Raw genomic sequence first — 25,156 nt, 5'->3', positions numbered from 1 at the left:
TGGGCGTAGCCAGAACATGGCCATGAAAGGACAAGCACAATGAAGCTCCACGCCATCACCATCGACACGAGTGACCCGCAACGGCTCGCGGCCTGGTGGTCCGAAGCTCTCAGAATCCCGATGGGCATGGATTACGGAATGATCGTTCAACTGGGTACTTCGGCGTCCATTCCTCCGATACAGTTTCAGAAGATCGAAGATGTGCCGGAACAACGCAACCGCGTTCATTTTGATCTGAAGGCATCTGATCTGGATCGAGAAACCGCTCGACTGGTGAGTCTAGGAGCGACGGTCTTGAAAGAAATCGCGCTGCCGGAGATCCGCTTTACATCATTCGCAGATCCAGACGGAAACTTCTTCGATGTTGTCCAGGAGTGATTCAAGGGCCCCTTCGTGAACGTCCACGGCAACGTCAGACCGGCATCGTTGCAGAAATCGGCTCAAAGACATGATGGCCCTTTTCCCAGCTAAGGTCAGGCCACGCGTTCGATCTCGGCGGCGCCGAGGGCATTGAAGCGGTTCATCAGCGCCACGCGGATGTGGACCTCGGTTGTCTGGCAGTCGGGGTCCCTCGAGGCGATCCGCTCGCCGAAGGATTTCAGGTTCCGCATCCGGGCCTCGACCCGGCTGCGGACATGATAGCCGGACCAGCTTTTCCAGATCGTCCGGCCGGGGCGCCGGGTTGCCCTCAGGATGTCGTTGCGGGCCAAGGCGGCGGGGAAATCTTCTTTCCAGACGCCGCCGTTTCTGCGGATGGGAATGATCCCTGTGCCACCGCGCGCGAGGATCGCAGCATGGCAACGGCCGGTGCCGAAGGCGCCATCACCGGAAACAGTACCGATTTCGTCGTCTTCCGGGATTTGGTCCAGAAGATCAGGGAGCACGGGGCTGTCGCCCTCGCGGCTAGAGGTGAATTCCACCGCCCGGATGTCGCCGGTCGCCGTGTCCATCGCCAGATGGACCTTGCGGTACTGGCGGCGGCGGTGGGTGCCATGCTTCCTCGCCAGCCACTCTCCGTCGCCCAAGAACTTGATCCCGGTGCTATCCACCAGCAGGTTCAGAGGGCCCGGAGCCCGGCGCGACGAAAGCTGGACCGCGATTGTCTTCTGGCGGCGGCTGAGTGTGGAGAAGTACGGGACCGGCCAATCCAGACCAGCCATCTCGAGGATGCTGGCGACCATTCCGGTCGTTTGCCGAACCGGCAGGCCGAAGAGCACCTTGCCCGCCGTCACTTGGGCAAAAGTCACTGGGGTGCAGGGTCAGATCCAGACTGTTGACCCACAGCGCCATCCGGCCTGCGAGACAGAGAAAGTTCTCGGTATGGTGCTTGTGGTAGTGCCACGGGATCGGCTGCCCGGCGGGACCTTCGGTCATCACCGAGAAGAATGCGCCATCCGTCGAGGCGGGTGTTTGCAGGAAAGAGAAAAGCTGATCGGCAGCGACCAGAAGTTCGCCTTCGCCTTCCATGTATCCGCACTCGCTGGGCAGCTTCCATCGACCGGCGTACAGTACCGAACACGTGCGTGATGGCTTCCGGGCATTGGGCAATTCCATCTGGCAGCAACATGATTTCAGGCAGCGCGTCGATTGCCAAGCCTATCGCCGCCTTGCAGAGGTCGGCCACAAATGCCTTTGGCTTCCGTTCCCGGGAACGGAAGTGTTTGTGGTATCCAAACGTCATGACAATCGGTCTGACGCAGCATGAGCCCCATGCCAGGGTCTCGTCCAGGATGATCGCGGCGCATGCGCCAGAATTTGCTATCGAACAAGGCGACGAGCGCCACCGCGCCCGTCAAGTTTTCCCGTCGGTGGCCGGGATATCGAAGGTCGTCGTGACCGACCTTCCGAGACGGGCATCATGAAGACACCATCCAAATGCACGGGTACGTTTCCATTCAAGCGGATTTCACCACTCTTGGGGAGAGATCATGTCCCCGCAGCGCGCTGCATTTTTGAGTGGCGGCAATCTTCTTTCCGAGCGTCCAGTTCATCTGGATACGTCCATCCTCCTTTCATTTCGCTCTTCGTGAATTCTTCGACCGGCATCTTCATGCACGTCCGTCATGAGTATGAAATGGAACGAATGATGGCTGCCCAAAACCGGTTCCCTGAAAAATCGGTGCACGCTCGCATGGTCGTCGTGCAGAAGCCGCCCATCAGCCTCGGCTTGGGAAGCGCAGCCTCTAGGCTGAGAAGGCTCCTTTCCATATAAGCGGGCCAACCACTGCCTCAAAAAGTGAAAATTTTTATTCATTAAATTCAGATACTTCCGCATACAGTGGACAATTTTCCGAGATTTCTCTCCGAAATTTGCTCCGTCATTTGTCCACTCGACCAATTTCCTTCCAAGGCCGGGCGCTGCTCGGTCGATAGCAGAGAAGGAACAATGATGGACCAAGACTGGAACGACACCGACATCGAGTGGACCGAAGGGGTGATGCCTCATGGCCCATACAATGCCCCCGCCAACTTGGCTGCCAACGACGCATTGCCCGCGCGCCCTGTCACCGATCGGAACCCCAGGGTGGGCGCCAAGAAGCGCTTTTCCTGCGCGTTCGTCTATGGACCTGGCGCAGGCGTTGTCATGAACACGGAAAGCCTCACCGAGAATCGTGTCGGGCTTGTGCTGCTGGCCCGCCCCGACGTTGTCAGCCTGGAAAACCAGGTGGGTTTCAGCTGGGTCGCAAACGACGGGTCGACGCACACGCATTTCTTCGACTTCCGCGCGACGATGGTCGACGGCAGCCGCGTGGCGATCATGGTCAAGTATGACGACAAACTCGGGGAGGAGGAGTTTCGAGCCGAAATCTCCGAAATCGCCGCCCAAGTCACCCCGCATTTCGCTGATCGCGTGACGCTGCTGACCGAGAAGCACCTCGACCCGGTCGATGTGTTCAATGCAACCCTGTTCAACGCGGTCCGCCACCCCGATGACGAGGCCGATGCCATCATGCGCCAGGCAATCAGTCGACTGAACGGTGCCGCGAAGATCGAAGACCTGATCGCCCACACGGGTCTGGGAGGCCGTGGTTTTCGATCCATTGCGCGCCTCATCGGCTCTCGCGAACTCGAACTCCAGGGTCGGGTTCGCGTGGCTTACGACTGTCTTGTGATGCGGCGGGCTGCCTGATGCTCGATATTCAATCCAGCCCGACACTGCCGCGCTTCGCGTTTGGCGATTTCGATGACGTGATCATCAAGGGCATTTCGTATCGCGTTGAAGATAGCTTCCCGCACGCGTGCACCTTTACCCGACGCGACGGCACGGGCGTCACAGAGGAATTCTCCCATGCTTACCTGTCCCAATGCGTGACAAATGGGACCCTCGAACACAAGCGTGACTTTTTCCTCCCCGAAAGTGCGAAGCGACGCCTTCGGCTGCAAAGCCGGGAACTGTCGACACTCTCGCCGAGGCTCCAGCGCAAGGCCAAGTATCACGAGGCGCTCGTGCTGGCGTTTCTCGAGATGGAAAAGGAGGGGAAGGTCAAACGCACCGACGCATCCACCAAGAGCGTTCTCGAAGAGATCAAGTTTCGGGCCGGGAAATACTACTCGGTGCCCAGCGAGTCGGATGACGGACAGGCCGCCAAAAACACAAGGGTTTCGCCCGAGAAGGTCTGCGCAAGCAGGCTCCTGAAGCGCGTCGCCGCATATTGCCGTGATGGCCTGCCTGCGCTCTACGGCCAAGATATCCAGAACAGCCGCGCGCGGCGCATCAGCCCGGACGAACTCTGCCTCCTGACCAGGACAGTCCGGAATTTTCTGTCGCCGGAACAGCCCACGATCGCGAGTATTGTTGAAGACGTCGACCGCGCCTTTCGCGCAGAAAACCAACGACGCAAAGAGCTGACCGAAAGGGAGCTGAACGGCGAGCGCCCAGGAAGGAAGACGTCCTACCTGGCACTCCCATCTCGCGAAACCATCCGGCGGGAAATCAAGAAGCTCGACCCTTTCGAAGTTGTTGCCGTCCGCGAAGGTCTCGACGCGGCGCGCAAAAAATTTGCCCCGGTGGGCAGGGGCTTGGTCGTGACCAGGCCGCTCGAACGGGTAGAAATGGACGCATGGGTGGTTGATCTCAAGACGATCATGGCGACGTGCGGGATCTGGTCGATGACCTGCTCCCCGTGGAGTCCGCGGTTATTAGTTCGCTCTGTTCAGGGTTTGGTCCTTTACTGACCGTTGGTGATACTCCCACGGGGTGAGCCCGTCGAGGCTCGTGTGGGGGCGGTGGTGATTGTAGTCGTCGCGCCAGGCCGAGATCAGCTCCCGGGCGTGGCGCAGGTTTGCGAACAGGTGCTCGTTGAGGCACTCGTCTCGCAGGCGGCCGTTGAAGCTCTCGACGAAGCCGTTCTGCATGGGCTTCCCAGGCGCGATGTAGTGCCACTCGACCTTCCGGTCTTCCTGCCAACTCAGAATGGCATTAGAGGTCAGCTCCGTGCCGTTGTCGCTGACCACCATGCATGGATAGCCGCGCACCCGAGCGATGCTGTCGAGCTCACGGCCAACGCGCAGCCCAGACAGCGAGGTGTCCACGACCGTTGCCAGGCATTCCCGGCTGTAGTCGTCGATGACGCACAGCACACGGAACCGGCGCCCATCCGACAGGCTGTCCGAGACGAAGTCCTGGGACCATCGCTGGTTCGGCCCCTGCGGGATCGCCATCGGCGCCCTCGTTCCGATCGCGCGCTTGCGACCGCCGCGCTTGCGCACTGTCAGGCCTTCTTCACGGTAGATCCGATAGAGCTTCTTCCAGTTCACCTGCCAGCCTTCTCGGCCCAGCAGGAGGTGCAGTCGCCGATAGCCGAAGCGCCGCCGTTCGCCGGACAGCTCCTTCAACCTCTCTCGCAACTTGATGTCTGCAGGCCTGGTTGATCCACGCCGATAGACACGCGGGTCGATCCCGGCCAATGCACAAGCCCGCCGCTGGTTGTAGTTCTTCTCTTTCATGGCCCAGTCCACAGCTCGCCGCCTTGCACCGGGCTTCAGAAGTTTTTTCCCAGCATCTCCTTGAGCGTGGCGACATCGAGCATCTGCTCCGCCAGCATCTTCTTCAGCTTCGCGTTCTCGGCCTCAAGCGCCTTCAGCCGTCTGGCCTCCGACACTTCCATGCCCCCATACTTCGAGCGCCACTTGTAAAATGTGCCATCGCTGACGCCGTGCTTCCGGCACAGCTCCTTGGCTCCCATGCCGGCTTGGTGCTCCTTCAGGATGCCAATGATCTGCTCTTCGCTGAAACGGCTTTTCCGCATCGTCTGTCTCCTCGTGTGGAGAACAGGCTAACCTCAAACCGCGGACTTTTCAGGGGAGCAGGCCATCGATCCTCAGCGACGAAGAGAAAGCAGCCTTCGGCTTGGAAGACGGCAACAAGACTCGCTGGTATCTGACTGCAGCCATCTGCACCACGACCCGGTGCATTCTGGCCATGAAGTTTTCCCGCGCTGAAAGTTCAAGGAGCGCTGTTCAAGCGATTGATATGATCGTGCGGGACAAAGGGCTTTGGACCGATGCCGTCGGCACCCTGACGCCGTGGAGCATGTCGGGAACGCCCGAACTCATCGTCACCGATGCCGGATCCGGGTTCACCGATTTCGACACCCGTGCCGCGGCCACCGATCTGGGCATCAACATCATTGCCGGCCCCGCTGGCATGCCCGAGTTCCGCGGCACCATGGAACGGATGTTCGGCACCTTGGCCAGCAGTTTCATCTCGCGTTTCACGGGCCGGACCTTCAGCAACACCGTGGTAAAGGGCGACTACGACTCCGATGCGCGCGCAGCGCTGACTTCTGAAGAGCTCAGCGAGGCCTTGGTGCGCTGGGTGGTGGACGTCTATCACCGCCGCCCGCACGCCGGACTTGGTGGGGAAACGCCTCTGAATTGCTGGAACCGGCTGGTCGAGAAGTACGGCGTCGCCCCGATGCCTTGCCTGGAGCGTCGCCGCATGGCGCTGGGAACACGGATGAAATACACAGTGACGAAGAAGGGCATCTCCATTCTGGGCATTCGATATCATTCCGAGGCGCTCGCACATTGGTTCATGCATGCCCGAAAGACCGAGGTCCGCGTGCGCTGGTACTCCGACGATCTCGGTGCGATCGCCGTGGAACTGGACGGCAGGTGGGTCGAGATCCCCTCGGTGCTGGCTTGTTATCGGGGTCGGTGCGCGCAGACATGGCTCATGGCGGAGCGCGAAATCCGTGCATCGCGGGCGGCAGAGGCCAAGGTCGGCGAGGAGATCATCGCCAAGACCATGAATCACATCGTGGCGATGAATGGCAACGCGATGACCCGTCAGAAACTGTTCGTGCCGGACTACTCGGCGGAGCGACTCCAGTCGCTCAATGAAAAAATGCTGATCGGGTTCGAGATCGAGGACTCCCCGCGCGACCCCATCGTGCCGTCCGGCGACGATGGCTTGGGCATGGATTTGCCCACCGGCCACCCGCGCTCCGCACGCTCTTCGGCTGCCGGAACCGACTCCACGGAGGAGGCCGCTGCCTACGGCCTGCCCAACCCGGACGATGATTGGTCCATCGAGGACAAGTAGCGCGTCACAACGCGCCCATTTGAAGCCCCGGCAGTCGTCATTGACTGCGGGGGCTTTTTCTTGCCGGCGATCTGCGTGTGACCCCGCTGGTCGCAGCGGATTGTCATCTACGCGCCTGCTGCGGCTTGGCGGCTCAAAGATGCCGCCCGCCAGATGCGCCCCAAAAAATTCCGCACGTTCAATGTTTTTTCTTCGTGATTGGCGAGGGTGGCCAATCTTGTTCATGCAACGACAGCACATGGGACGCGCCCATGACACCGAGAGGCTCAGCGAAGGAGGACACCGGCGGACAGGCTTGAAACTGCCACGAATGGCTCAGCACAGCTCACAGGAGGATTCCCATGCTGCTCACCCTACCGACGACCCTGTCCACCGACCCGCAACACGCCGCGGCCTGCGCACATCTCTCGCAACATGGCGAGGCGCTCTGCAATGCCGCCAAGCTGCTGGAGGGCGACGCCGGCAAGGCCAGCGTGCTCCGGATCATGTCCGACCTCCGAACGACGACCGAGCTGCAGCGCGCCACGCGGCGCCGACTGATCGACCTCCACCGGCTGATCTCTCTAGATCCGGTGTTCGGCGATCCGGAAACCGACGAAGCCCCCTGGCAGTTCCTCGATCCGGGCAGCCGGGACGTCGAAGACATCTGCCTGCTGGCCGACAGTCTCTTCGACCTGCTCGTCGAGATCGGGGAACTGGACGACGAAATGGACGCCTTGGCGCTCGCGGTTGCGGTTGCGGTTGACGACCGGGAAGCAGCCTGAACCCGCGCCCACGGAACCCACCTTTCAACGACACGAGGATACCACATGAAGTACTTCGAACATCTGTCCCTGGAAGAGTTCTGGACGCGGACGCTCCAGGAAGTCGACCACCTCTACGCCCGGGTAGAGCAAACCGAAGAGGGCCTCTCGGCCACCAAGCGGAACGCGCTGCTGCAATCCCTCGCCAGCCTTCGAAGCGATGGCCCCCTAGCACGGGGCTCCGAGGATCATGTGAGCCGTATTGAGGCCCTGCTTCTCGATGTCGTCGACCGAGAGACCCTGGGCGTCCGCAATGTTTTTGACGGCCACGATGACCCTGATCTCGGTTCTATCGGGACAATCCGGCAGGTGCCCATTCTTTCGGAACAGGGATGTGCTCTGGACGCGCTGCTACAGAACTTTCTGATGATCTGCGCAATGCGCGCCCTGCTCTCGGCGCGGGTCGATGCACACCGCCAGATGTCTCGCCTAAAAGTCGTTTGAGACTGCGCCAGACTATGAGCAGGTAGCGCCCCGGACGCCGAGCCGACTCCTGCCTCCGAGATCGACAGCCCCACCACCGTATCAAAAAAGGCCGCAGGGAAACCTGCGGCCTTCTTCGTTTCACTGGCGCGGCGGAGATGCCTTGCCAAACAGGCTCACGGTCCCCAAAAATCTGTTACTTCCGTTTCCCGTCACGCCCGACTGGACCCATATTCCATTCGAGGCCGACAGAACGAGAAAACGACCGCCCCGACGCTAAAAACCCGCTCCTGGAGCTGAACACACCCAATGGCCGTAGTTAGCGTGTAAATGGCCGTTTTTTTGGACAAAATGGCCAAACTAAGCTTGTCGGAACACTGACTCTCTCACCCCCCAACTTTCACCCGCACTTCGAATGCCCGCAGCTGGAGCAGGTCATGCAGCCTTCGACCATCATCATCGAGAACTGGCCGCAGGAGGGGCAGGCCTTGCCGCGCGGGGCGTCGAGGCCGACGACCTTGGCCGTCGGGTCGGATTTCAGGCCCTTGCCCTCGCCCTCGAGGAAGCCGGTCGCCACCAGGTGCTTCTCGATCACGCCGCCGATCGCCGCGAGGATCGAGGGGATGTACTTGCCCTGCACCCAGGCGCCGCCGCGCGGATCGAAGACTGCCTTCAGCTCCTCGACCACGAAGGACACGTCGCCGCCGCGGCGGAACACGGCCGAGATCATCCGCGTCAGCGCCACGGTCCAGGCGTAGTGCTCCATGTTCTTGGAGTTGATGAACACCTCGAACGGACGGCGGTGGCCGCCGACGATGATGTCGTTGATCGTGAGGTAGATGGCGTGCTCGCTGTCCGGCCACTTGAGCTTGTAGGTGTGCCCCTCGAGCGCCTGCGGACGGTCGAGCGGCTCGGACATGTAGACCACCTCGGCGCCGCCACCCTCGACCGCGGTGACCACCGCGGGGGTCTCGGCCGGGGTCTTCTCGGTCTTTTCCGACACCGACAGGACCGAGCCCGTCACGTCGTTCGGACGGTAGGTGGTGCAGCCCTTGCAGCCGGTCTCGTAGGCTTCCATGTAGACGTCCTTGAAGCCCTCGAACGAGATGTCCTCCGGGCAGTTGATCGTCTTGGAAATCGAGCTGTCGATCCACTTCTGCGCCGCCGCCTGCATGCGCACGTGCTCGAGCGGGGCGAGGGTCTGGGCGTTGACGAAATAGTCGGGCAGCTCGGCGTCGCCGAACTTGTCGCGCCACATCTGCACCGCGTAGTCGACCACCTCTTCCTCGGTCCGGGTGCCGTCCTTCTGCAGCACCTTGCGGGTGTAGGCATAGGCGAAGACCGGCTCGATGCCCGACGACACGTTGCCGGCGTAGAGCGAGATGGTGCCGGTGGGCGCGATCGAGGTCAGCAGCGCATTGCGGATGCCGTGGGTGCGGATCGCCTCGCGCACGTCGTCATCCATCTGTTGCATGTTGCCCGAGGCGAGGAACTTCTCGGCATCGAAGAGCGGGAAGGCGCCCTTCTCCTTGGCCAGCTCGACCGAGGCGAGGTAGGAGGCGCGCGCGATGCGCTTGAGCCATTTCTCGGTCTGCGCGGCCGCCTCTTCCGAGCCGTAGCGCAGGCCCATCATCAGCAGCGCGTCGGCAAGCCCGGTGACGCCAAGGCCGATGCGGCGCTTGTTGCGGGCTTCCTCGGCCTGCTGCGGCAGCGGGAAGTTCGAGGCGTCGACGACGTTGTCCATCATCCGCACCGCGAGGGCCACCAGTTCGTCGAGCTTGTCCTCGGGGATCTCGGCACCCGCCTCGAAGGGCGTGTCGACGAGCCGCGCAAGGTTGATCGAGCCCAGCAGGCAGGCGCCGTAGGGCGGCAGCGGCTGCTCGCCGCAGGGGTTGGTCGCGGCGATCTGCTCGATGTAGCTGAGGTTGTTCGCCTTGTTGATCCGGTCGATGAAGATCACGCCCGGCTCGGCATAATCGTAGGTGGCCTTCATGATCTTGTTCCACAGGTCGCGCGCCTTGACCGTGTGGTAGATCTTGCCGTCGAACTGCAGGTCCCAGGACCCGTCCGCCTTCACCGCTTCCATGAACGGGTCGGTGACCAGAACCGAGAGGTTGAACATGCGCAGCCGCGCGCTGTCTGCCTTGGCCGAGATGAAATGCTCGACGTCCGGGTGGTCGCAGCGCATCGTCGCCATCATCGCACCGCGGCGCGAGCCCGCCGACATGATGGTGCGGCACATGGCGTCCCAGACATCCATGAACGACAGCGGCCCCGAGGCGTCGGCGGCGACGCCCGCCACATGCGCGCCCTTGGGACGGATGGTCGAGAAGTCATAGCCGATGCCGCCGCCCTGCTGCATGGTCAGCGCGGCCTCCTTCAGCATGTCGAAGATGCCCGACATGCTGTCGGGGATCGTGCCCATGACGAAGCAGTTGAACAGGGTGACCGAGCGCGCGGTGCCGGCGCCGGCGGTGATCCGGCCGGCGGGCAGGTACTGGAAATCCTCGAGCGCGCCGTAGAACTTCTTCTCCCAGACCGCGGGCTCCTGCTCCACCTCGGCGAGGGCACGCGCGATTCGGCGCCAGCTGTCCTCGACGCTTTGGTCGATCGGGGTGCCATCCGCCTCCTTGAAGCGGTATTTCATGTCCCAGATCTGTTCGGCGATGGGGGCGGCAAAGCGAGTCATGGCAGCAGACTTCCTTGTTGGCTCGTCAATTTCGAGGGCGCGGCGGCAGTGTCGCGCGGCAGGTGGCAGGGCGGTGTGACTACTCGCGACCGCCGCCCGATGCAAGGACGCGCGATACGTAAGAATACACGTTTTTCCCCCGTGGGCCTACCACTGCTTGAAGCTCCGGACACAAAGGCTACAATATATTCTCATCCTGTTGAGGACTCTGTGGAGCATTCCGTGGATAAGTTCATCCATCTGATCAAGCTCAGCGTCGGCACCGAAAGCGTCAAGACGCTGGCCGCCTGGCAGTCCGGCCGCGCCGCGCAGACCGCCGACCGCCTGCCCTGCCACGTCACCCGCATGTGGCCCAAGCGCGAGGCGGAGCTGCTGAACGGCGGCTCGATCTACTGGGTTTTCAAGGGCATGATCCAATGCCGCCAGCGCGTGCTGCGGCTCGACGAGGTGACCGGCCACGACGGCACGCGGCATTGCGCGCTGGTGCTCGATCCCGAGCTGCACCGCGTCGCCACCAGCCCGCGCCGCCCCTTCCAGGGCTGGCGCTACCTCGACCCCAGGGACGCGCCGCCCGACCTCACGGCCGCCCGCGCCGACGACGACGAGCTGCCGCCCGAGCTCGCCGGGGCGCTCGCCGAGATCGGCATTCTCTAGCCCCGGCCGCCCCCTGCCCGCTCAGCCGCGCAGGCGCAGCACGTACCAGAGGTAGGCAGGCACCTCCCGCAGCCCTGCCTTCACGCGGTTCACCGAGAGCGGCGCGCGGGGCGAGTCGCTGCGCACCGGCCCCAGTTCCGCGTGCAGCCCCAGCCGCCGCGCCGCGAGCCGCGCGCGCGGCGCGTGAAAGCCATCGGTGACGATCACCACCTGCCCGGCCCCGGCCTGCCGCAGCAGCGGCAGCGCGAAGCGCAGGTTCTCCTCGGTGGAGGTCGCGCGCTCCTCGAGCAGCAGCGCCTCCCCGGGCACCCCGGCGGCGCGGCAGAGCCGCGCGATCACCGCCGCCTCCGAGGGGCCATGGCGCCCGACGCCGCCCGAGGCGAGGATCAGCCCGACCTCGCCCGCCCGCCACAGCGCCGCCGCGTGCAGCGCCCGCCGCTCGAGCGTCGGCGAGGCCCGCCCGCCCGACCAGACCGCCGCCCCCAGCACCAGCGCCACCCGCTCCGCGCGCGTCTCCCGCATCCCTGCCCTTCTTCGCTTTCTTCTCTTTCCAAATACGCCCGCGCGGCCGAACCGCACGGCGCACCGCTTCAGCAAAGCACGCCCGGCGCCAAAAGCAAACGCCGCCGGGATCGCTCCCGGCGGCGTCGGTTCCCTACCGCGCTGCGGATCAGTGCGGGATCTCGGCCGTCAGGCCCTCGACGTAGAAGTCCATGCCGGCCAGCACGCCGTCCTCGGCCACTTCGCCCTCGGCCAGCCAGGCCGAACCGTCCTGCTTGTTGATCGGGCCGGTGAACGGGTGGTAGGCACCCGAGGCGATGTCGTCCTTCATCTTCAGCACGGTGGCCTTGACGTCCTCCGGCACCGGGCCGGTGATCTCGCCGATGCCGACCATGCCGTCACCGATGCCCTGCCAGACGTTCTGGCTGGCCCAGGTGCCGTCGATGATCGCCTGCACGCGGTCGATGTAATAGGGCGCCCACTCGTCGATGATCGAGCTGATGCGCGGCTGCGGCGCGTAGTCGTACATGTCGCCGGCCTGGCCGAAGCCGAAGCCGCCGGCCTTCTCGAGCACCGCCAGCGGCGCGGTCGAGTCGGTGTGCGCCAGCACCACGTCGACGCCCTGGTCGAGCAGCGCCTGGGTCGCGTCGGCTTCCTTCGCCGGGTCGAACCAGGTCGACAGCCACACGACCGACATCTCGACGTTCGGGTTCGCCTTGCGGGCGTGCAGGAAGGACGAGTTGATGCCGCGGATCACTTCCGGGATCGGGAAGGAGCCGATGTAGCCGATCTTGTTCGACTTGGTCATCGCGCCGGCGAGGTAGCCGGTGATCGCCCGGCCCTCGTAGAAGCGTGCCGAGTAGGCCGAGACGTTGTCGGCGGTCTTGTAGCCGGTGGCGTGCTCGAACTTCACGTCCGGGAACTTGGCGGCGACGTTGATCGTCGCGTCCATGTAGCCGAAGGAGGTGGTGAAGATGAGATCCGCGCCGCTGAGCGCCATCTGGGTCAGCACGCGCTCGGCGTCGGCACCCTCGGGCACGCTCTCCTGCTCGATCACCTCGATGGCGTCGCCGAAGTGCTCCTTCATCTTCATCGCGGCTTCATGGTGGTGCTGCGACCAGCCGCCGTCGTTCACCGGGCCGACATAGACGAAGGCGATCTTCGGCTTGTCCTGCGCGAAGGCCGGTGAGCCGGCGAGCGCGAGGCCCATCGCGGCGGTGGCAAGAAGCGTTCTGCGTTTCATTGTGGTCAGTCTCCCTGTCTTCAGAAGGTCCGGTCGTTCCCGGATGTGGTCGGCGCCCCGCCGGTCATGTCAGGTCGAGGCGTGGAAAGAGCGGCCCAGCGAACCGGGCGCGCCATGCACCCCGCGGGCCGAGATGATCACCAGCACGAGGATGGTGATCAGGTAGGGCGACATCGACAGCAGCTCGACCGGCACGTTGGCACCCGCCGCCTGGAGGTTGAGCTGCAGCACGGTGACGCCGCCGAAGAGATAGGCGCCGATCAGCACGCCGAGCGGCCGCCAGCTGGCGAAGACGACGATGGCCAGCGCGATCCAGCCGGCGCCGGCGGTCATGCCCTCGGTCCATTGCGGCACGCGCACGAGGCTGACGTAGGCGCCGCCGAGCCCGGCGCAGGCGCCGCCGAAGAAGATCGCCGCCATCCGCACCCGCACCACCTTGTAGCCGAGCGCATGGGCGCTCTCGTGGTCCTCGCCCACCGCGCGCAGGATCAGCCCGGCGCGGGTGTATTTCAGGAAGGCCCAGACGGCGAGCACCAGCAGCAGGCTCACGTAGACCATGACGTCATGGCGGAAGAACATCGGCCCGAACACCGGAATGTCGGCCAGCAGCGGGATCCGCAGCTTGTGCATGCCGGGCGCGCGCACCCCCTCGAAGGAGGCGCCGACGAGCGCCGAGAGCCCCAGCCCCACCAGCGTCAGGCCGAGGCCCGTCGCCACCTGGTTCGACAGCAGCACCTGGGTCAGGAAGCCGAAGCTCAGCGACAGCACCGCCGAGGCCAGCGCCGCCGCCGCGAAGCCGACCAGCGGCGAGCCGGTGCTCACCGCCGCGGCGAAGCCGACCACCGCGCCGGTGATCATCATGCCCTCGACGCCGAGGTTCAGCACCCCGGCCTTTTCCACCACCATCTCGCCGATGGCCGCCAGCAGGATCGGCGTCGCCGAGACCATGATCGAGGCGACAAGCAGTACGGGATCCATCAGGCCAGCTCCCTCTTGGCGAAGCGGATGCGGTAGTTGGTGAAGACGTCGGTGGCCAGCAGGAAGAACAGCAGCATGCCCTGGAAGAGCTGGATCGACGCGCCCGGCAGGCCGAGCATGAGCTGCGCCAGCTCGCCGCCGATGTAGGTCAGCGCCATCAGCAGACCCGCGAGCAGGATGCCGACCGGGTGCAGCCGCCCGAGGAAGGCGACGATGATCGCGGTGAAGCCGTAGCCCGAGCCGAAGTCGATGGTGATCTGCCCCGCCGGGCCGGTGACCTCGAACAGCCCCGCCATGCCCGCCAGCGCCCCCGAGATGCCGAGGCAGAGGAAGACGATGCGCGACGGGTTCACCCCCGAGAAGCGCGCCGCCCGCGGCGCCTCGCCCGAGAGGCGGATGTTGAAGCCCTGGATGTGCCGCGCCATCAGCACGTAGGCGGCAATCACCGCGATCAGCGCCGCGACGACGCCCCAGTGCATGCCGGTGCCGGTGATCAGCTCGTCATTGTGCACCGCGGCCCATTGCTTGAAGTTGCGCGAGCCGGGGAAGCCCATGCCCTCGGGATTGCGCAGCCAGCCCGAGGAGGCCGAGGCGAGGATGTTCTCGGCGACGTAGACCAGCATCAGCGAGACAAGGATCTCGTTGGTGCCGAACTTCGTCTTCAGCACCGCCGGGATCATCGCCCAGGCCCAGCCGCCGAGCGCGCCCGCGACCACCATCAGCGGGAAGAGCAGCACGCTCTCCGAGGGGTAGAAGGCCAGCCCCACCGCCGCGCCGGTGACCGCGCCGATGATGTACTGCCCCTCGGCGCCGATGTTCCAGATCCCCGCCTTGAAGCCGATCGAGAGGCCGATGGCGATGAGGATCAGCGGCCCCGCCTTGACCAGCAGCTGCGGCCGCGAGTAGCTGGCGAACTGCGGGTGGAACAGCGGGTCCCAGAAGATCGTGCGGATCGCCTCCAGCGGCGGCTTGCCGAGCAGCGCGAACATGATGCCGCCCACGATCATGGTCAGCACCACCGCGAGCAGCGGGGTCAGGATGGTCCAGAGCCGCGACGGCTGGGGACGTTTCTCGAGGCGGATCATGCGGAGCCTCCCACCGGCGCCGCGCGGGTGTCACCGCCGCGCCATGCGTATTTGGAAAGAGAAGAAGCGGAAAGGGCTGCGCGGAAGACCGAAGCCTGCGGCTTCTTCTCTTCGAAAATACGCATATCCGGCGCCTGCCAGACCGCACCGCGCCGGGGGTCAGCCGTCGACATGGGCCACCTCCATGTCATGCGCCCCGCCCATCATCAGGCCGATCTTCTCGATGTCGAGCTCGGCCACGGCGCGGGCGGGCGACAGGCGCCCCTCGTTGAGCGCCGCGAAGCGGTCCGAGATCTCGATCAGCTCGTCGAGGTCCTGGGAGATGACGATGATCGCCGCGCCCTGCGCCGCGAGATCGAGCAGCGCCTGCCGGATCGCCGCGGCGGCGGCGGCGTCGACGCCCCAGGTCGGCTGGTTGACCACGAAGACGTCGGGGCTTTGCAGGATCTCCCGCCCGACGACGAATTTCTGCAGGTTGCCGCCCGAGAGCGCCCGCGCCGCGGTGCCGGGCCCGGGGGTGCGCACGTCGAAGCGTTCGATCACCTTCTCGGCGAAGGCCTTCGACTTGCCCCAGTCGATGAAGCCGCCCTGCAGCAGCCCCTCGCGGCGGGCGGCGGTCAGCACGCCGTTCTCGGTGAGGCTCATGTTCGGGGCGGCGGCGTGGCCGAGCCGCTCCTCGGGGCCCGAGAGCAGCCCCGCGTCGCGGCGGCCGATCGGGCCGAGGCGGCTGATGTCCCGGTCCCTGAAGAAGATCGAGCCGGCGGGGGCCAGGCGCTCGCCGGAGAGCGCCATCAGGAGCTCGTCCTGTCCGTTGCCCGCGACGCCGCCGATGCCCAGCACCTCGCCGGCGCGGACCTCGAGCGAGACCTCGCGCAGCGGCGTGCCGAAGGCGCCCGGCGCGGGCAGCGAGAGCTTGTCGGTGCGCAGCAGCACCGCGCCCTTCTCGCCGGCGCGGGCCTCGGGGGCGTTGAAGCTCGATCCGACCATCAGCTCGGCCATCTGCCGGGCGGTCACCTCGCGCGGGGTGCAGGTGCCGACGTTCCTGCCGAGCCGCAGGATCGTCGCCTCGTCGCAGAGCGCGCGGATCTCCTCGAGCTTGTGCGAGATGTAGAGGATCGAGGTGCCCTCGGCGCGCAGCTTGTTGAGCGTCTGGAAGAGGATGTCGACCTCCTGCGGGGTCAGCACCGAGGTCGGCTCGTCCATGATCAAGAGGCGCGGGTTCTGCAGCAGGCAGCGGATGATCTCGACCCGCTGGCGCTCGCCGGCGGAGAGCGTGCCGACGGTGCGCGCGGGGTCGAGCGGCAGGCCGTAGGTTTCCGAGACCTCGCGGATCTGCCGGGCGAGGTCGCGCGCCTTCGGCGGGTTCTCCATGCCGAGCGCCACGTTCTCGGCCACGTCAAGCGCCTCGAAGAGCGAGAAGTGCTGGAACACCATGGCGACGCCCGAGCGGCGCGCGTCCGAGGGCTTGGCCGGCGCGTAGGGCGCGCCGTCCAGGACCATCTCGCCCGCGTCGGGCTTGACCAGCCCGAAGATCATCTTCACCAGCGTCGACTTGCCCGCGCCGTTCTCGCCGAGCAGCGCATGGATCTCGCCCTTGCCGATGTCGAAGGAGACATCGTCATTGGCCACGACACCGGGATAGGCCTTGGTCAGGCCCCGGATGCTGAGGAGTGTATCCACGCCGTCCCGTCCCCTTTTTTCTGCCCCAATAGCTGCCCGGCCACGCCGATGGCAATCGCCTGCGGGTGCCGCCCGTATGTTTTTTGACCAATCGGACAAGAAATGCGAGCAATTTGGGCATCGGCATGCCCCAGCGCCCGCAGACGGCTGCGGAACCGTGCCCATTTGGTCTCGGAGCCGATCAGCCCGGCGAAAGTGAAGCCGTGCAGCAGCAGCGCATGGCAGAGCTGCAGGTCGATCTCGTGGCTGTAGGTGAGGATGAGGTGCTCGGCCTCCTGCGGCGCGTGGCGCACCGCCCGCGCGGGATCGGCGGCGGGCAGCACGGTGACGCCCTGCGGCACCGCCGCGGGGAAGCGCTCGGGGCCGGTGTCGACCCAGGTGATCGCAAGATCGGGCAGCGGCGCCATGACCTGCACCGTGGCGCGACCGACATGGCCCGCGCCCCAGATCCAGAGCTGCCGGGCGGGGCGGGCGAGCGGCTCGACCATCCAGCCCTGCACCAGCTGCGGTTCGGGCGCCCTGCCCTGCGCGCGGGCGCGGTCGATCAGCCGCTCCACGGCAAGCGGGCGCGCGCCCGCGCCGCGCGCGATGACCTCCTGCCCCGCGAGCGCCGCGACGCTTTCGGCATCGAAGACCTCGGTCCAGAGCACCACCGCGCCGCCGCAGCACTGGCCGAGCCCCGGGCCGAGCGGGTGTCGGGTGAGGCCGGGCGCGCCGAGGGCCTGCTCGACCGCCATCAGTTCCAGTGCGCCGCCGCCGATCGTGCCGCTCTGGCAGAGTTTTCCCTGCTCCTTCCAGACCAGCATGGCGCAGCCGACCTCGCGCGGGGCCGAGCCCGAAACCTCGGCGATGACCACGCGGGCGACGCGCCCTTGGGCCGCTACCGCCGCCTTCAGCCCAGCGAGGTCAAAGCCCATCGCGCACCCTCCGCACCGCCGCCAGCAGGTTCTCGGGCGTCGCCGGGGCCACGAGATCCGGGTAGCCCTCGCCGCAGGCGGCCACCGCGTCCGAGAGCGCGAGGAAGGCCGAGATGCCGAGGTTGAACGGCGGCTCGCCGACAGCCTTGGAGCGGTAGATCGTCTCCTCGATGTTGTGGCCCTCCCAGAGCGCCACGTTGAACACCTCGGGCCGGTCCGAGCAGGCGGGGATCTTGTAGGTCGAGGGCGCATGGGTGCGCAGCGCGCCCTTGCCGTCCCAGACCAGTTCCTCGGTGGTCAGCCAGCCCGCGCCCTGCACGTAGCCGCCCTCGATCTGGCCGATGTCCAGCGCCGGGTTCAGCGAGGCGCCGCAGTCGTGCAGGATGTCGGTGCGCAGGATGCGGTTCTCGCCGGTCAGCGTGTCGAGCACCACCTCGGTGACCGCCGCGCCATAGGCGAAGTAGAAGAACGGCCGACCCTGCCCGCGGATGCGGTCCCAGTCCACCTTGGGCGTCTTGTAGTAGCCGGTCGAGGACAGCGACACGCGCCCCTGGTAGCAGAGCACCGCCGCCTCCTCGAAGGGGATGTCGGTGCCGCCCACGTGGACCATGCCACCGGCGAAGCGGACGTTCTCGGGCAGGTCCTGGTGCAGTTCGGCGAGGTGATGCGCCATGCGGTCGCGGATCGTGTCGCAGGCGGCCTTCACCGCCATGCCGTTGAGGTCGGACCCCGAGGAGGCCGCCGTGGCCGAGGTGTTGGGCACCTTGCCGGTGTCGGTCGCGGTGATCTTCACCCTTTCCATCGGCACGCCGAAGCGCGCGGCAGCGACCTGCGCCACCTTCTGGAAGAGCCCCTGCCCCATCTCGGTACCGCCATGGTTGAGCTGGATCGAGCCGTCCTGGTAGACGTGCACCAGCGCCCCGGCCTGGTTGAGGTGGGTGAGCGTGAAGGAGATGCCGAACTTCACAGGCGAGAGGGCGAGGCCCTTCTTCAGCACCGGGTTCGCGGCGTTCCAGTCGTCCACCGCCTTGCGCCGGGCGGCGTAACCGCTGCTCTCCTCGAGCTTCGCGGTGAGCGCGCCGAGGATGAAATCCTCGACCGGCTGGCCGTAATGGGTCTCCTGCGGGGCATGGCCCGCGCCTGCCCCGCCGAGCGCGCCGCGCGAGGCGAGGTCATCCCTGTCGTCATGCGCCAGCGTATCTGTCCCCGCGGGGACGCTCTTGCTTGCCGTCCCCCCCGGGGCACCCCGCGCCGCCTCCCCCGGGGGCCCCCCCTGCGCCCCCGTCCCCGCGGGGACGAGGTCGGCGTAGTAGTTGCGGCGGCGCAGCTCGGCCGGGTCCATCTTCAGGTGATGGGCGACGTGGTCCATCACCCGCTCGATGCCGAACATGCCCTGCGGGCCGCCGAAGCCGCGATAGGCCGTGGCGCTCTGCATGTTGGTCTTGAGCCGGTGGCTCTCGACCCGCAGCGCGGCGATGTCATAGGCGTTGTCGGCATGCAGCATGGCGCGGTCGGCGACGGCGAGCGAGAGATCCTGCGCCCAACCGCAGCGGGTATAGTGCCGGAAGTCCACCGCCTGGACGCGACCCGTCTCGTCGAAACCGACGGTGTAGTCGATCCGGAAGTCGTGCCGCTTGCCGGTGATCATCATGTCGTCGTCGCGGTCGTAGCGCAGCTTCGCCGGACGCCCGGTCTCGGAGGCCGCCACGGCGCAGGCGATGGCGGGCGCGTTGCCCTGGCTCTCCTTGCCGCCGAAGCCTCCGCCCATGCGCCGGGTCTCGACCCGCACCGCATGCATCGGCAGGTGCAGCGCGTGGGCGACCTTGTGCTGGATCTCGGTCGGGTGCTGGGTGGAGCTGGCGACGACCAGATCGCCATTGTCCTGCGGCAGCACCAGCGCGGCCTGGCTCTCGAGGTAGAAATGCTCCTGCCCGCCCATCTCGAGCGAGCCTTCCAGCGTGATCGGGGCGGATTTCAGCGCCTCGGCGGCATCGCCCTTCTCCCAGATGCGCGGGCCTTCCTCGAAGCGCGAGTTGGCGGCGAGCGCCTGCTCGATGGTGAGGATGGGCTCGCGTTGCGCGTAGGTGATCCTGGCCAGCCGCGCCGCCTTGCGCGCAGCGAGGTGGCTGGTGGCGGCGACGAGGAAGATCTGCTGCCCGAGGTAGTTGATGCTACCGTCCGAAAGCAGCGGCTCGTCGTGCAGCGAGGCCGAGCAGTCGCAGTCCGAGGGCAGGTCCTTCGCCTCCCAGACCTTCACAACGCCGGGGGCGGCGCGAACCGCCGAGAGGTCGATCGAGGTGATCGTCCCCGCCGCGATGGTCGAGAGGCCGAAGGCGAGGTGCAGGCAGTCCGCCGGCACGGGGATGTCGTCGATGTAGCGGGCCTTGCCCGAGACATGCAGCGGCGCCGCGTCATGCGGCAGGGGCTTCGAGACGCTCATGCCCGCACCTCCCGCACGTCGGTGGCCGCGCCCTGATCGGCGAGCAGGCAGCGCGTCAGCATGTTGCGCGCGGCCTCGAGCCGGTAGCCGGCGCTGGCGCGCATGTCGGTCATCGGCTGGAAGTCCTTCTCCCATTCGCCCGAGATGGCGCGCAGGGTTTCCTCGCTCCACGGCTGGCCGATGAGGGCCTGCTCGACATGGGAGGCACGCTTGGGGGTGCCCGCCATGCCGCCGAAGGCGATGCGCGCCTCGGTCACCGCGCCTCCGTCTACCTCGATCCAGAAGGCGCCGCAGGCGGCGGAGATGTCCTGATCGAAGCGCTTGGAGAGCTTGTAGACCCGCAGGTGATCGGGCTTGCGCGGGATGGTCACCGCCTCGACGAACTCGCCGGGCTGCCGGTCCTGCCTGCCGTAATCGAGGAAGAACGCCTCGACCGGCATCTCGCGGCGCGTCTCGCCCTTGCGCAGGTGCAGCGCCGCACCGAGCGCGATGAGCGCGGGCGGGTTGTCCCCGATCGGCGAGCCGTTGGCGATGTTGCCGCCGAGCGTCGCCGCCGCGCGCACCTGCGCCGAGCCGTAGCGGCGCAGCATCTCGGCATAGCTGGGGTAATGGTCCTTCATCAGCGTGAGCACGCGGTCCATGGTGACGCCCGCGCCGATGCGGATGGTCTCTTCGGAGACCTCGACCTGCTGCAGGTCGGCGCAGCGGTTGAGGAAGATCACCGGCCCCAGATCGCGCAGCTGCTTGGTGACCCAGAGCCCGACGTCGGTGGCGCCGGCCACCAGCGTCGCGTCGGGAGCCGCCTCGTAGAGGCGCGCCAGCTCGTCCGCGGTTTCGGGGGCGGCCACCGCCGGAGGGGGGCTGTCTGCCCCCCGCTCGGCTGCGCCGAGCCCCCCCGAGGATATTTGCGACATGAGGAAGGACCGGTCGTCCAACCACTCGGGCACCGGCGCGGCGGTGGCGGCCTCGGCGGCACGGATGATCGGCGCGTAGCCCGTGCAGCGGCAGAGGTTGCCCGCCAGCGCGTCGTCGTGGCCGGTATCGCCGTTGAGATGCGCGGTGGCCATCGAGACCACGAAACCGGGCGTGCAGAAGCCGCATTGCGAGCCGTGGTGGTCGACCATCGCCTGCTGGACCGGGTGCGGCGCGCCCTTGGGGCCCGCGATGCCCTCGACCGTGCGCAGCGCCCTGCCGTGAAGCTGCGGCAGCAGCAGGATGCAGGCGTTCACCGCCCGGCTGCCGCGCGCATCGGTGAGCATCACCGTGCAGGCGCCGCAATCGCCCTCGTTGCAGCCTTCCTTGGTGCCCCTGAGTCCGCGCTCCTCGCGCAGCCAGTCGAGCGCCGTGCGCGTGGGAGACACGTCGCGCAGCACCACGCTTTCCCCGTTCAGAAGAAAGGAGATGTCCATTTCGATGACCCGCCGCCTTACCATTGGTTGTTTCCCCGGTGCGCGCCCTCGATGCGGCGTAGAAGGCGCGCGGATTCTTGTCTCTTTCCCCAAGGCTAGGCGGGGGATTTCGGGGTTGGCAAGAAGAATTTGCCCGTTTGGCAGGCAGAGTGCGCGGGGCTGGCGCGGATTTGCGCATGGCGCGGGCCGCCGCGCGGGCGGGGAGTCCCGCGCCCGGCGCCCCGCTCGTTCCGGTCGCGGCGCACGCGAGGGCTTTCGCCCCCCCGCGCGCCGCCCTACTCTGGCGCCATGAGCGATCCACGATTCATCCACCTCCGCGTCCATACCGAATATTCCCTGCTCGAGGGCGCCGTGCGGCTGAAGAAGCTGCCCGGGCTCTGCGAGGCCATGGACATGCCCGCCGTGGCGGTGACGGACACCAACAACCTCTTTGCCGCGCTGGAGTTTTCGGTCGGGGCCAGCGGCGCGGGGATCCAGCCGATCATCGGCTGCCAGCTTGATCTGCTCTACGTGACGCCGGTGCCGGGCGAGAAGCCGAAGCCCCCCGCCCCGATCGTGCTGCTGGCGCAGTCCGAGCTCGGCTACGAGAACCTGATGAAGCTGAACTCCTGCCTCTACCTGCGCGGTGACGGGCAGGAGCCGCACGTGACGCTCCACGATCTCGAGACCCATGGCGCGGGGCTGATCTGCCTCACCGGCGGCCCCGACGGCCCCATCGGCCGCCACCTGCGCGACAACCACCGCGCCGCAGCGCAGACGCTGCTGACGCGGCTGCACCAGATCTACGCCGACCGGCTCTACGTCGAGCTGCAGCGCCATCCGGGCGAGACCGGCCTGCCGCCCGAGGAGCGGCTTGCCGAGCGCGGCCATGTCGAGATGGCCTACGAGATGGGCCTGCCGCTCGTGGCCACCAATGACGTCTACTTCCCCAAGGCCGACATGTACGAGGCGCATGACGCGCTCATCTGCATCTCCGAGGGCGCCTATGTCGACCAGCAGGAGCCGCGCCGCAGGCTGACGCCGCAGCATTACCTCAAGACCCCGCAGGAGATGGCGACGCTGTTTGCCGACCTGCCGGAAGCCATCGACAACACCGTCGAGATCGCGAAGCGCTGCGCCTTCATGGCCTACCGCCGCGATCCGATCCTGCCGAAATTCGCCGACGACGAGGTCGAGGAACTGCGGCGGCAGGCCAACGAGGGGCTGCAGGCGCGGCTCGCGGTGATCCCGCACGCGGTGAGCGTCGAGGAGTACCAGCAGCGGCTCGACTTCGAGCTCGGCATCATCGAGGGCATGGGTTTCCCCGGCTACTTCCTGATCGTGGCCGACTTCATCAAGTGGTCGAAGGACAACGGCATTCCCATCGGCCCGGGCCGGGGTTCGGGCGCGGGCTCGCTGGTGGCCTACGCGCTGACCATCACCGACCTCGACCCGCTGCGCTACTCGCTGCTCTTCGAGCGCTTCCTCAACCCCGAGCGGGTCTCGATGCCCGACTTCGACATCGACTTCTGCATGGACCGGCGCGAGGAGACGATCCGCTACGTGCAGGAGAAATACGGCCGCGACCGGGTCGGGCAGATCATCACCTTCGGCGCGCTGCTGTCCAAGGCCGCGGTGCGCGACGTCGGGCGGGTGCTGCAGATGCCCTACGGCCAGGTCGACCGGCTGTCGAAGATGATCCCGGTCGAGGGGGTGAAGCCCGTCTCGATCGAGAAGGCGCTGCAGGACGAGCCGCGCCTGCGCGAGGAGGCGCGCAACGAGGAGGTCGTGGACCGGCTGCTGACCTACGGCCAGCAGGTCGAGGGGCTGCTCAGGAACGCCTCGACCCACGCCGCGGGCGTGGTGATCGGTGACCGGCCCCTGGACCAGCTGGTGCCGCTCTATCAGGATCCGCGCTCGGACATGCCGGCCACCCAGTTCAACATGAAATGGGTGGAACAGGCGGGCCTCGTGAAGTTCGACTTCCTCGGCCTGAAGACGCTGACGGTGATCCAGAACGCGGTGAACCTGATCCTGAAGTCGGGCCGGCCGATCCATGTCGCCGCCGACGGCACGCAGCTCTACGATCCGCCCGAGGGCGCCGAGAACGAGATGAACCTCATCCCGCTCGACGACGCGGCGACCTACGAGCTCTATTCCGCGGCCAGGACGGTTGCGGTGTTCCAGGTGGAAAGCTCGGGCATGATGGATGCGCTCAAGCGCATGAAGCCCACCTGCATCGAGGACATCGTGGCGCTCGTGGCGCTCTACCGTCCCGGCCCGATGGAGAACATCCCGGTCTATTGCGAGGTCAAGAACGGCCTGCGCGAGATTACCTCGGTGCACCCCTCGATCGACCACATCCTGGCCGAAACGCAGGGCATCATCGTCTACCAGGAACAGGTGATGCAGATCGCGCAGGTCATGGCGGGCTACTCGCTGGGCGGCGCCGACCTTCTGCGCCGCGCCATGGGCAAGAAGATCAAGGAGGCGATGGACGCCGAGCGCCCGAAGTTCGAGAAGGGCGCGGCCGAGAACGGCGTCGACAAGAAGAAGGCCTCCGAGGTCTTCGACCTTCTCGAGAAATTCGCCAACTACGGCTTCAACAAGTCGCACGCGGCGGCCTACGCGGTGGTGTCCTACCAGACCGCCTGGCTGAAGGCGAACCACCCGGTCGAGTTCATGGCCGGGGTGATGAACTGCGATATCCACCTCACCGACAAGCTCGCCGTCTATTTCGACGAGATGAAGAACGGGCTCAAGCTGCCCTTCGTGCCGCCCTGCATCAACCGCTCGCAGGCGACCTTCGACGTGGTGGACGGCGAGCTGGTCTACGCGCTCGGCGCGCTGAAGAACGTCGGCGTCGAGGCGATGCGGCTGGTGGTCGAGGGGCGCGGCAGCACGCCCTTCACCACGCTCTTCGACGTGGCGCGGCGCGTGGATCTGAAGCGTGTCGGCAAGCGCCCGATGGAGATGATGGCCCGCGCGGGTGTCTTCGACATTCTCGACAAGAACCGCCGCCGGGTGTTCGACAGCCTCGATGCGCTGGTCGCCTATTCCGCCGCGATCCACGAGCAGAAGGCCTCGGCTCAGGTCTCGCTCTTCGGCGAGGCCGGGGACGACCTGCCCGAGCCGCGGCTTTCGCCGGTGCCCGACTGGCTGCCCGCCGAGCGGCTCTCGGAAGAGTTCAAGGCGATCGGCTTCTACCTCTCGGGCCACCCGCTCGACGATTACATGCCGGCGCTGAAGCGGCGCGACGTGATGACTCTGGAAGAGGCGACCAACAAGGCGCGCGGCGGGCCCTGCATCGCCAAGCTGGCGGGTGTCGTCGCCGGGCGGCAGGAACGCAAGTCCGCCAAGGGCAACCGCTTTGCCTTTGCGCAGCTTTCCGATCCCACGGGGGCCTACGAGGTGACGCTCTTCTCCGAGACGCTGGAGAAGAGCCGCGAGTTCCTCGAGACCGGCTCGAAGGTGGTGATCACCGTCGAGGCCACGATGGAGGCGGACCAGCTCAAGCTGCTGGCGCGCTCGGTGGGTCCGGTCGAGCAGGTGGTCGCGGGCGCTGGCGCGACAGGGCTGAAGATCTGGATCGAGGGCGCAGGGGCGATCAGCCAGATCGCCTCGGTGCTGAGCCGCGCGGCCGAGCAGATGCCGAAGGCCGGGCGCGGCCCGGTGCGGCTCTGCCTTGCGGACCACGGGCTGCCGGGCGAGGTCGAGATGGACCTGCAGCAGGATTTCCCGGTGACCCCCGAGATCAAGGGCGCGGTGAAATCGCTGGGCGGGGTGCTGGCGGTCGAGGATTTCTGAG

19 protein-coding genes and 1 pseudogene are annotated in these 25,156 nt (G+C 66.3%); 8 read left to right on the top strand and 12 right to left on the bottom strand.

Annotated features, from left to right (window positions below):
• The first annotated feature begins 39 nt into the window (after window positions 1–39).
• The gene (locus PVT71_RS19885) at window positions 40–378 is read left to right on the top strand and encodes a VOC family protein (protein ID WP_353474193.1); all 339 of its coding nucleotides are present in this window, start codon (window positions 40–42) and stop codon (window positions 376–378) included.
• Window positions 379–473: 95 nt separating this feature from the next.
• Here the strand turns inward: PVT71_RS19885 and PVT71_RS19880 are convergent.
• A pseudogene (locus PVT71_RS19880) lies at window positions 474–1,220 on the bottom strand (IS5 family transposase); the annotation flags it as partial.
• Window positions 1,221–2,386: 1,166 nt separating this feature from the next.
• Between PVT71_RS19880 and PVT71_RS19875 the strand changes: the two are divergent.
• Window positions 2,387–3,130 (top strand): hypothetical protein, encoded by a 744-nt coding sequence (locus tag PVT71_RS19875; protein WP_353474191.1) that lies wholly within the window; start codon window positions 2,387–2,389, stop codon window positions 3,128–3,130.
• The gene (locus PVT71_RS19870) at window positions 3,130–4,176 is read left to right on the top strand and encodes a hypothetical protein (RefSeq protein ID WP_353474190.1); all 1,047 of its coding nucleotides are present in this window, start codon (window positions 3,130–3,132) and stop codon (window positions 4,174–4,176) included. The genes PVT71_RS19875 and PVT71_RS19870 overlap by 1 nt, the downstream gene beginning before the upstream one ends.
• Here the strand turns inward: PVT71_RS19870 and PVT71_RS19865 are convergent.
• A protein-coding gene (locus PVT71_RS19865) for an IS3 family transposase (RefSeq protein ID WP_353474188.1) occupies window positions 4,141–5,249 on the bottom strand; the annotation gives its coding sequence in 2 pieces (ribosomal slippage) (window positions 4,141–5,000 and window positions 5,000–5,249; 1,110 coding nt in all). The genes PVT71_RS19870 and PVT71_RS19865 overlap by 36 nt on opposite strands.
• A gap of 101 nt (window positions 5,250–5,350) precedes the next feature.
• Between PVT71_RS19865 and PVT71_RS19860 the strand changes: the two genes are divergently transcribed.
• From PVT71_RS19860 to PVT71_RS19850, 3 genes are all read left to right on the top strand, one after another.
• A complete protein-coding gene (locus PVT71_RS19860) occupies window positions 5,351–6,547 on the top strand; it encodes a Mu transposase C-terminal domain-containing protein (protein ID WP_353474187.1) in 1,197 nt (398 codons plus the stop codon).
• A 341-nt stretch (window positions 6,548–6,888) separates the two neighbouring features.
• The gene (locus PVT71_RS19855; RefSeq protein WP_353474185.1) at window positions 6,889–7,311 is read left to right on the top strand and encodes a hypothetical protein; all 423 of its coding nucleotides are present in this window, start codon (window positions 6,889–6,891) and stop codon (window positions 7,309–7,311) included.
• 45 nt (window positions 7,312–7,356) lie between these two features.
• The gene (locus tag PVT71_RS19850; RefSeq protein ID WP_353474184.1) at window positions 7,357–7,794 is read left to right on the top strand and encodes a hypothetical protein; all 438 of its coding nucleotides are present in this window, start codon (window positions 7,357–7,359) and stop codon (window positions 7,792–7,794) included.
• 379 nt (window positions 7,795–8,173) lie between these two features.
• On the opposite strand, the gene PVT71_RS19845 is transcribed toward PVT71_RS19850, so the two are convergent.
• Window positions 8,174–10,462 carry an adenosylcobalamin-dependent ribonucleoside-diphosphate reductase gene (locus PVT71_RS19845; protein ID WP_353474183.1) on the bottom strand — a complete coding sequence of 763 codons (2,289 nt, stop codon included), beginning with the start codon at window positions 10,460–10,462 and terminating at the stop codon, window positions 8,174–8,176.
• A gap of 222 nt (window positions 10,463–10,684) precedes the next feature.
• Here PVT71_RS19845 and PVT71_RS19840 point away from each other — a divergent pair, with 222 nt between their 5' ends.
• Window positions 10,685–11,116: a DUF1489 domain-containing protein gene (locus tag PVT71_RS19840; RefSeq protein ID WP_353474182.1), complete on the top strand. Its 432-nt coding sequence runs from the start codon at window positions 10,685–10,687 to the stop codon at window positions 11,114–11,116.
• A 21-nt stretch (window positions 11,117–11,137) separates the two neighbouring features.
• Here the strand turns inward: PVT71_RS19840 and PVT71_RS19835 are convergent, their stop codons facing one another.
• The 9 genes from PVT71_RS19835 to xdhA form a co-directional block, all read right to left on the bottom strand.
• Window positions 11,138–11,638 (bottom strand): YdcF family protein, encoded by a 501-nt coding sequence (locus tag PVT71_RS19835; protein WP_353474181.1) that lies wholly within the window; start codon window positions 11,636–11,638, stop codon window positions 11,138–11,140.
• A gap of 148 nt (window positions 11,639–11,786) precedes the next feature.
• Window positions 11,787–12,860 carry a BMP family ABC transporter substrate-binding protein gene (locus tag PVT71_RS19830; RefSeq protein WP_353474180.1) on the bottom strand — a complete coding sequence of 358 codons (1,074 nt, stop codon included), beginning with the start codon at window positions 12,858–12,860 and terminating at the stop codon, window positions 11,787–11,789.
• A gap of 69 nt (window positions 12,861–12,929) precedes the next feature.
• Window positions 12,930–13,838 (bottom strand): ABC transporter permease, encoded by a 909-nt coding sequence (locus tag PVT71_RS19825; RefSeq protein ID WP_353474179.1) that lies wholly within the window; start codon window positions 13,836–13,838, stop codon window positions 12,930–12,932.
• Window positions 13,838–14,923 (bottom strand): ABC transporter permease, encoded by a 1,086-nt coding sequence (locus PVT71_RS19820; protein ID WP_353474178.1) that lies wholly within the window; start codon window positions 14,921–14,923, stop codon window positions 13,838–13,840. Before PVT71_RS19820 ends, PVT71_RS19825 begins: the two co-directional genes overlap by 1 nt.
• Window positions 14,920–15,096: a hypothetical protein gene (locus tag PVT71_RS19815; protein WP_353474177.1), complete on the bottom strand. Its 177-nt coding sequence runs from the start codon at window positions 15,094–15,096 to the stop codon at window positions 14,920–14,922. Before PVT71_RS19815 ends, PVT71_RS19820 begins: the two co-directional genes overlap by 4 nt.
• Window positions 15,083–16,603 (bottom strand): ABC transporter ATP-binding protein, encoded by a 1,521-nt coding sequence (locus tag PVT71_RS19810; RefSeq protein ID WP_353474176.1) that lies wholly within the window; start codon window positions 16,601–16,603, stop codon window positions 15,083–15,085. The genes PVT71_RS19815 and PVT71_RS19810 overlap by 14 nt, the downstream gene beginning before the upstream one ends.
• Window positions 16,573–17,520, bottom strand: coding sequence for a xanthine dehydrogenase accessory protein XdhC (gene xdhC, locus PVT71_RS19805; protein WP_353474175.1), 948 nt, complete (start codon window positions 17,518–17,520; stop codon window positions 16,573–16,575). Before xdhC ends, PVT71_RS19810 begins: the two co-directional genes overlap by 31 nt.
• Window positions 17,510–19,960: a xanthine dehydrogenase molybdopterin binding subunit gene (xdhB, locus tag PVT71_RS19800; RefSeq protein WP_353474174.1), complete on the bottom strand. Its 2,451-nt coding sequence runs from the start codon at window positions 19,958–19,960 to the stop codon at window positions 17,510–17,512. The genes xdhC and xdhB overlap by 11 nt, the downstream gene beginning before the upstream one ends.
• Window positions 19,957–21,369, bottom strand: coding sequence for a xanthine dehydrogenase small subunit (xdhA, locus tag PVT71_RS19795; RefSeq protein WP_353474173.1), 1,413 nt, complete (start codon window positions 21,367–21,369; stop codon window positions 19,957–19,959). Before xdhA ends, xdhB begins: the two co-directional genes overlap by 4 nt.
• A gap of 288 nt (window positions 21,370–21,657) precedes the next feature.
• Here xdhA and dnaE point away from each other — a divergent pair, with 288 nt between their 5' ends.
• The gene (gene dnaE / locus PVT71_RS19790) at window positions 21,658–25,155 is read left to right on the top strand and encodes a DNA polymerase III subunit alpha (protein WP_353474172.1); all 3,498 of its coding nucleotides are present in this window, start codon (window positions 21,658–21,660) and stop codon (window positions 25,153–25,155) included.
• Window position 25,156: the final 1 nt, after the last annotated feature.

The organism is Salipiger sp. H15 (assembly GCF_040409955.1).
In the GTDB taxonomy this organism is placed as follows: domain Bacteria; phylum Pseudomonadota; class Alphaproteobacteria; order Rhodobacterales; family Rhodobacteraceae; genus Salipiger.
The sequence above is the reverse complement of the archived record's forward strand: the minus strand, read 5'-3'. Positions and strand labels throughout refer to the sequence as shown.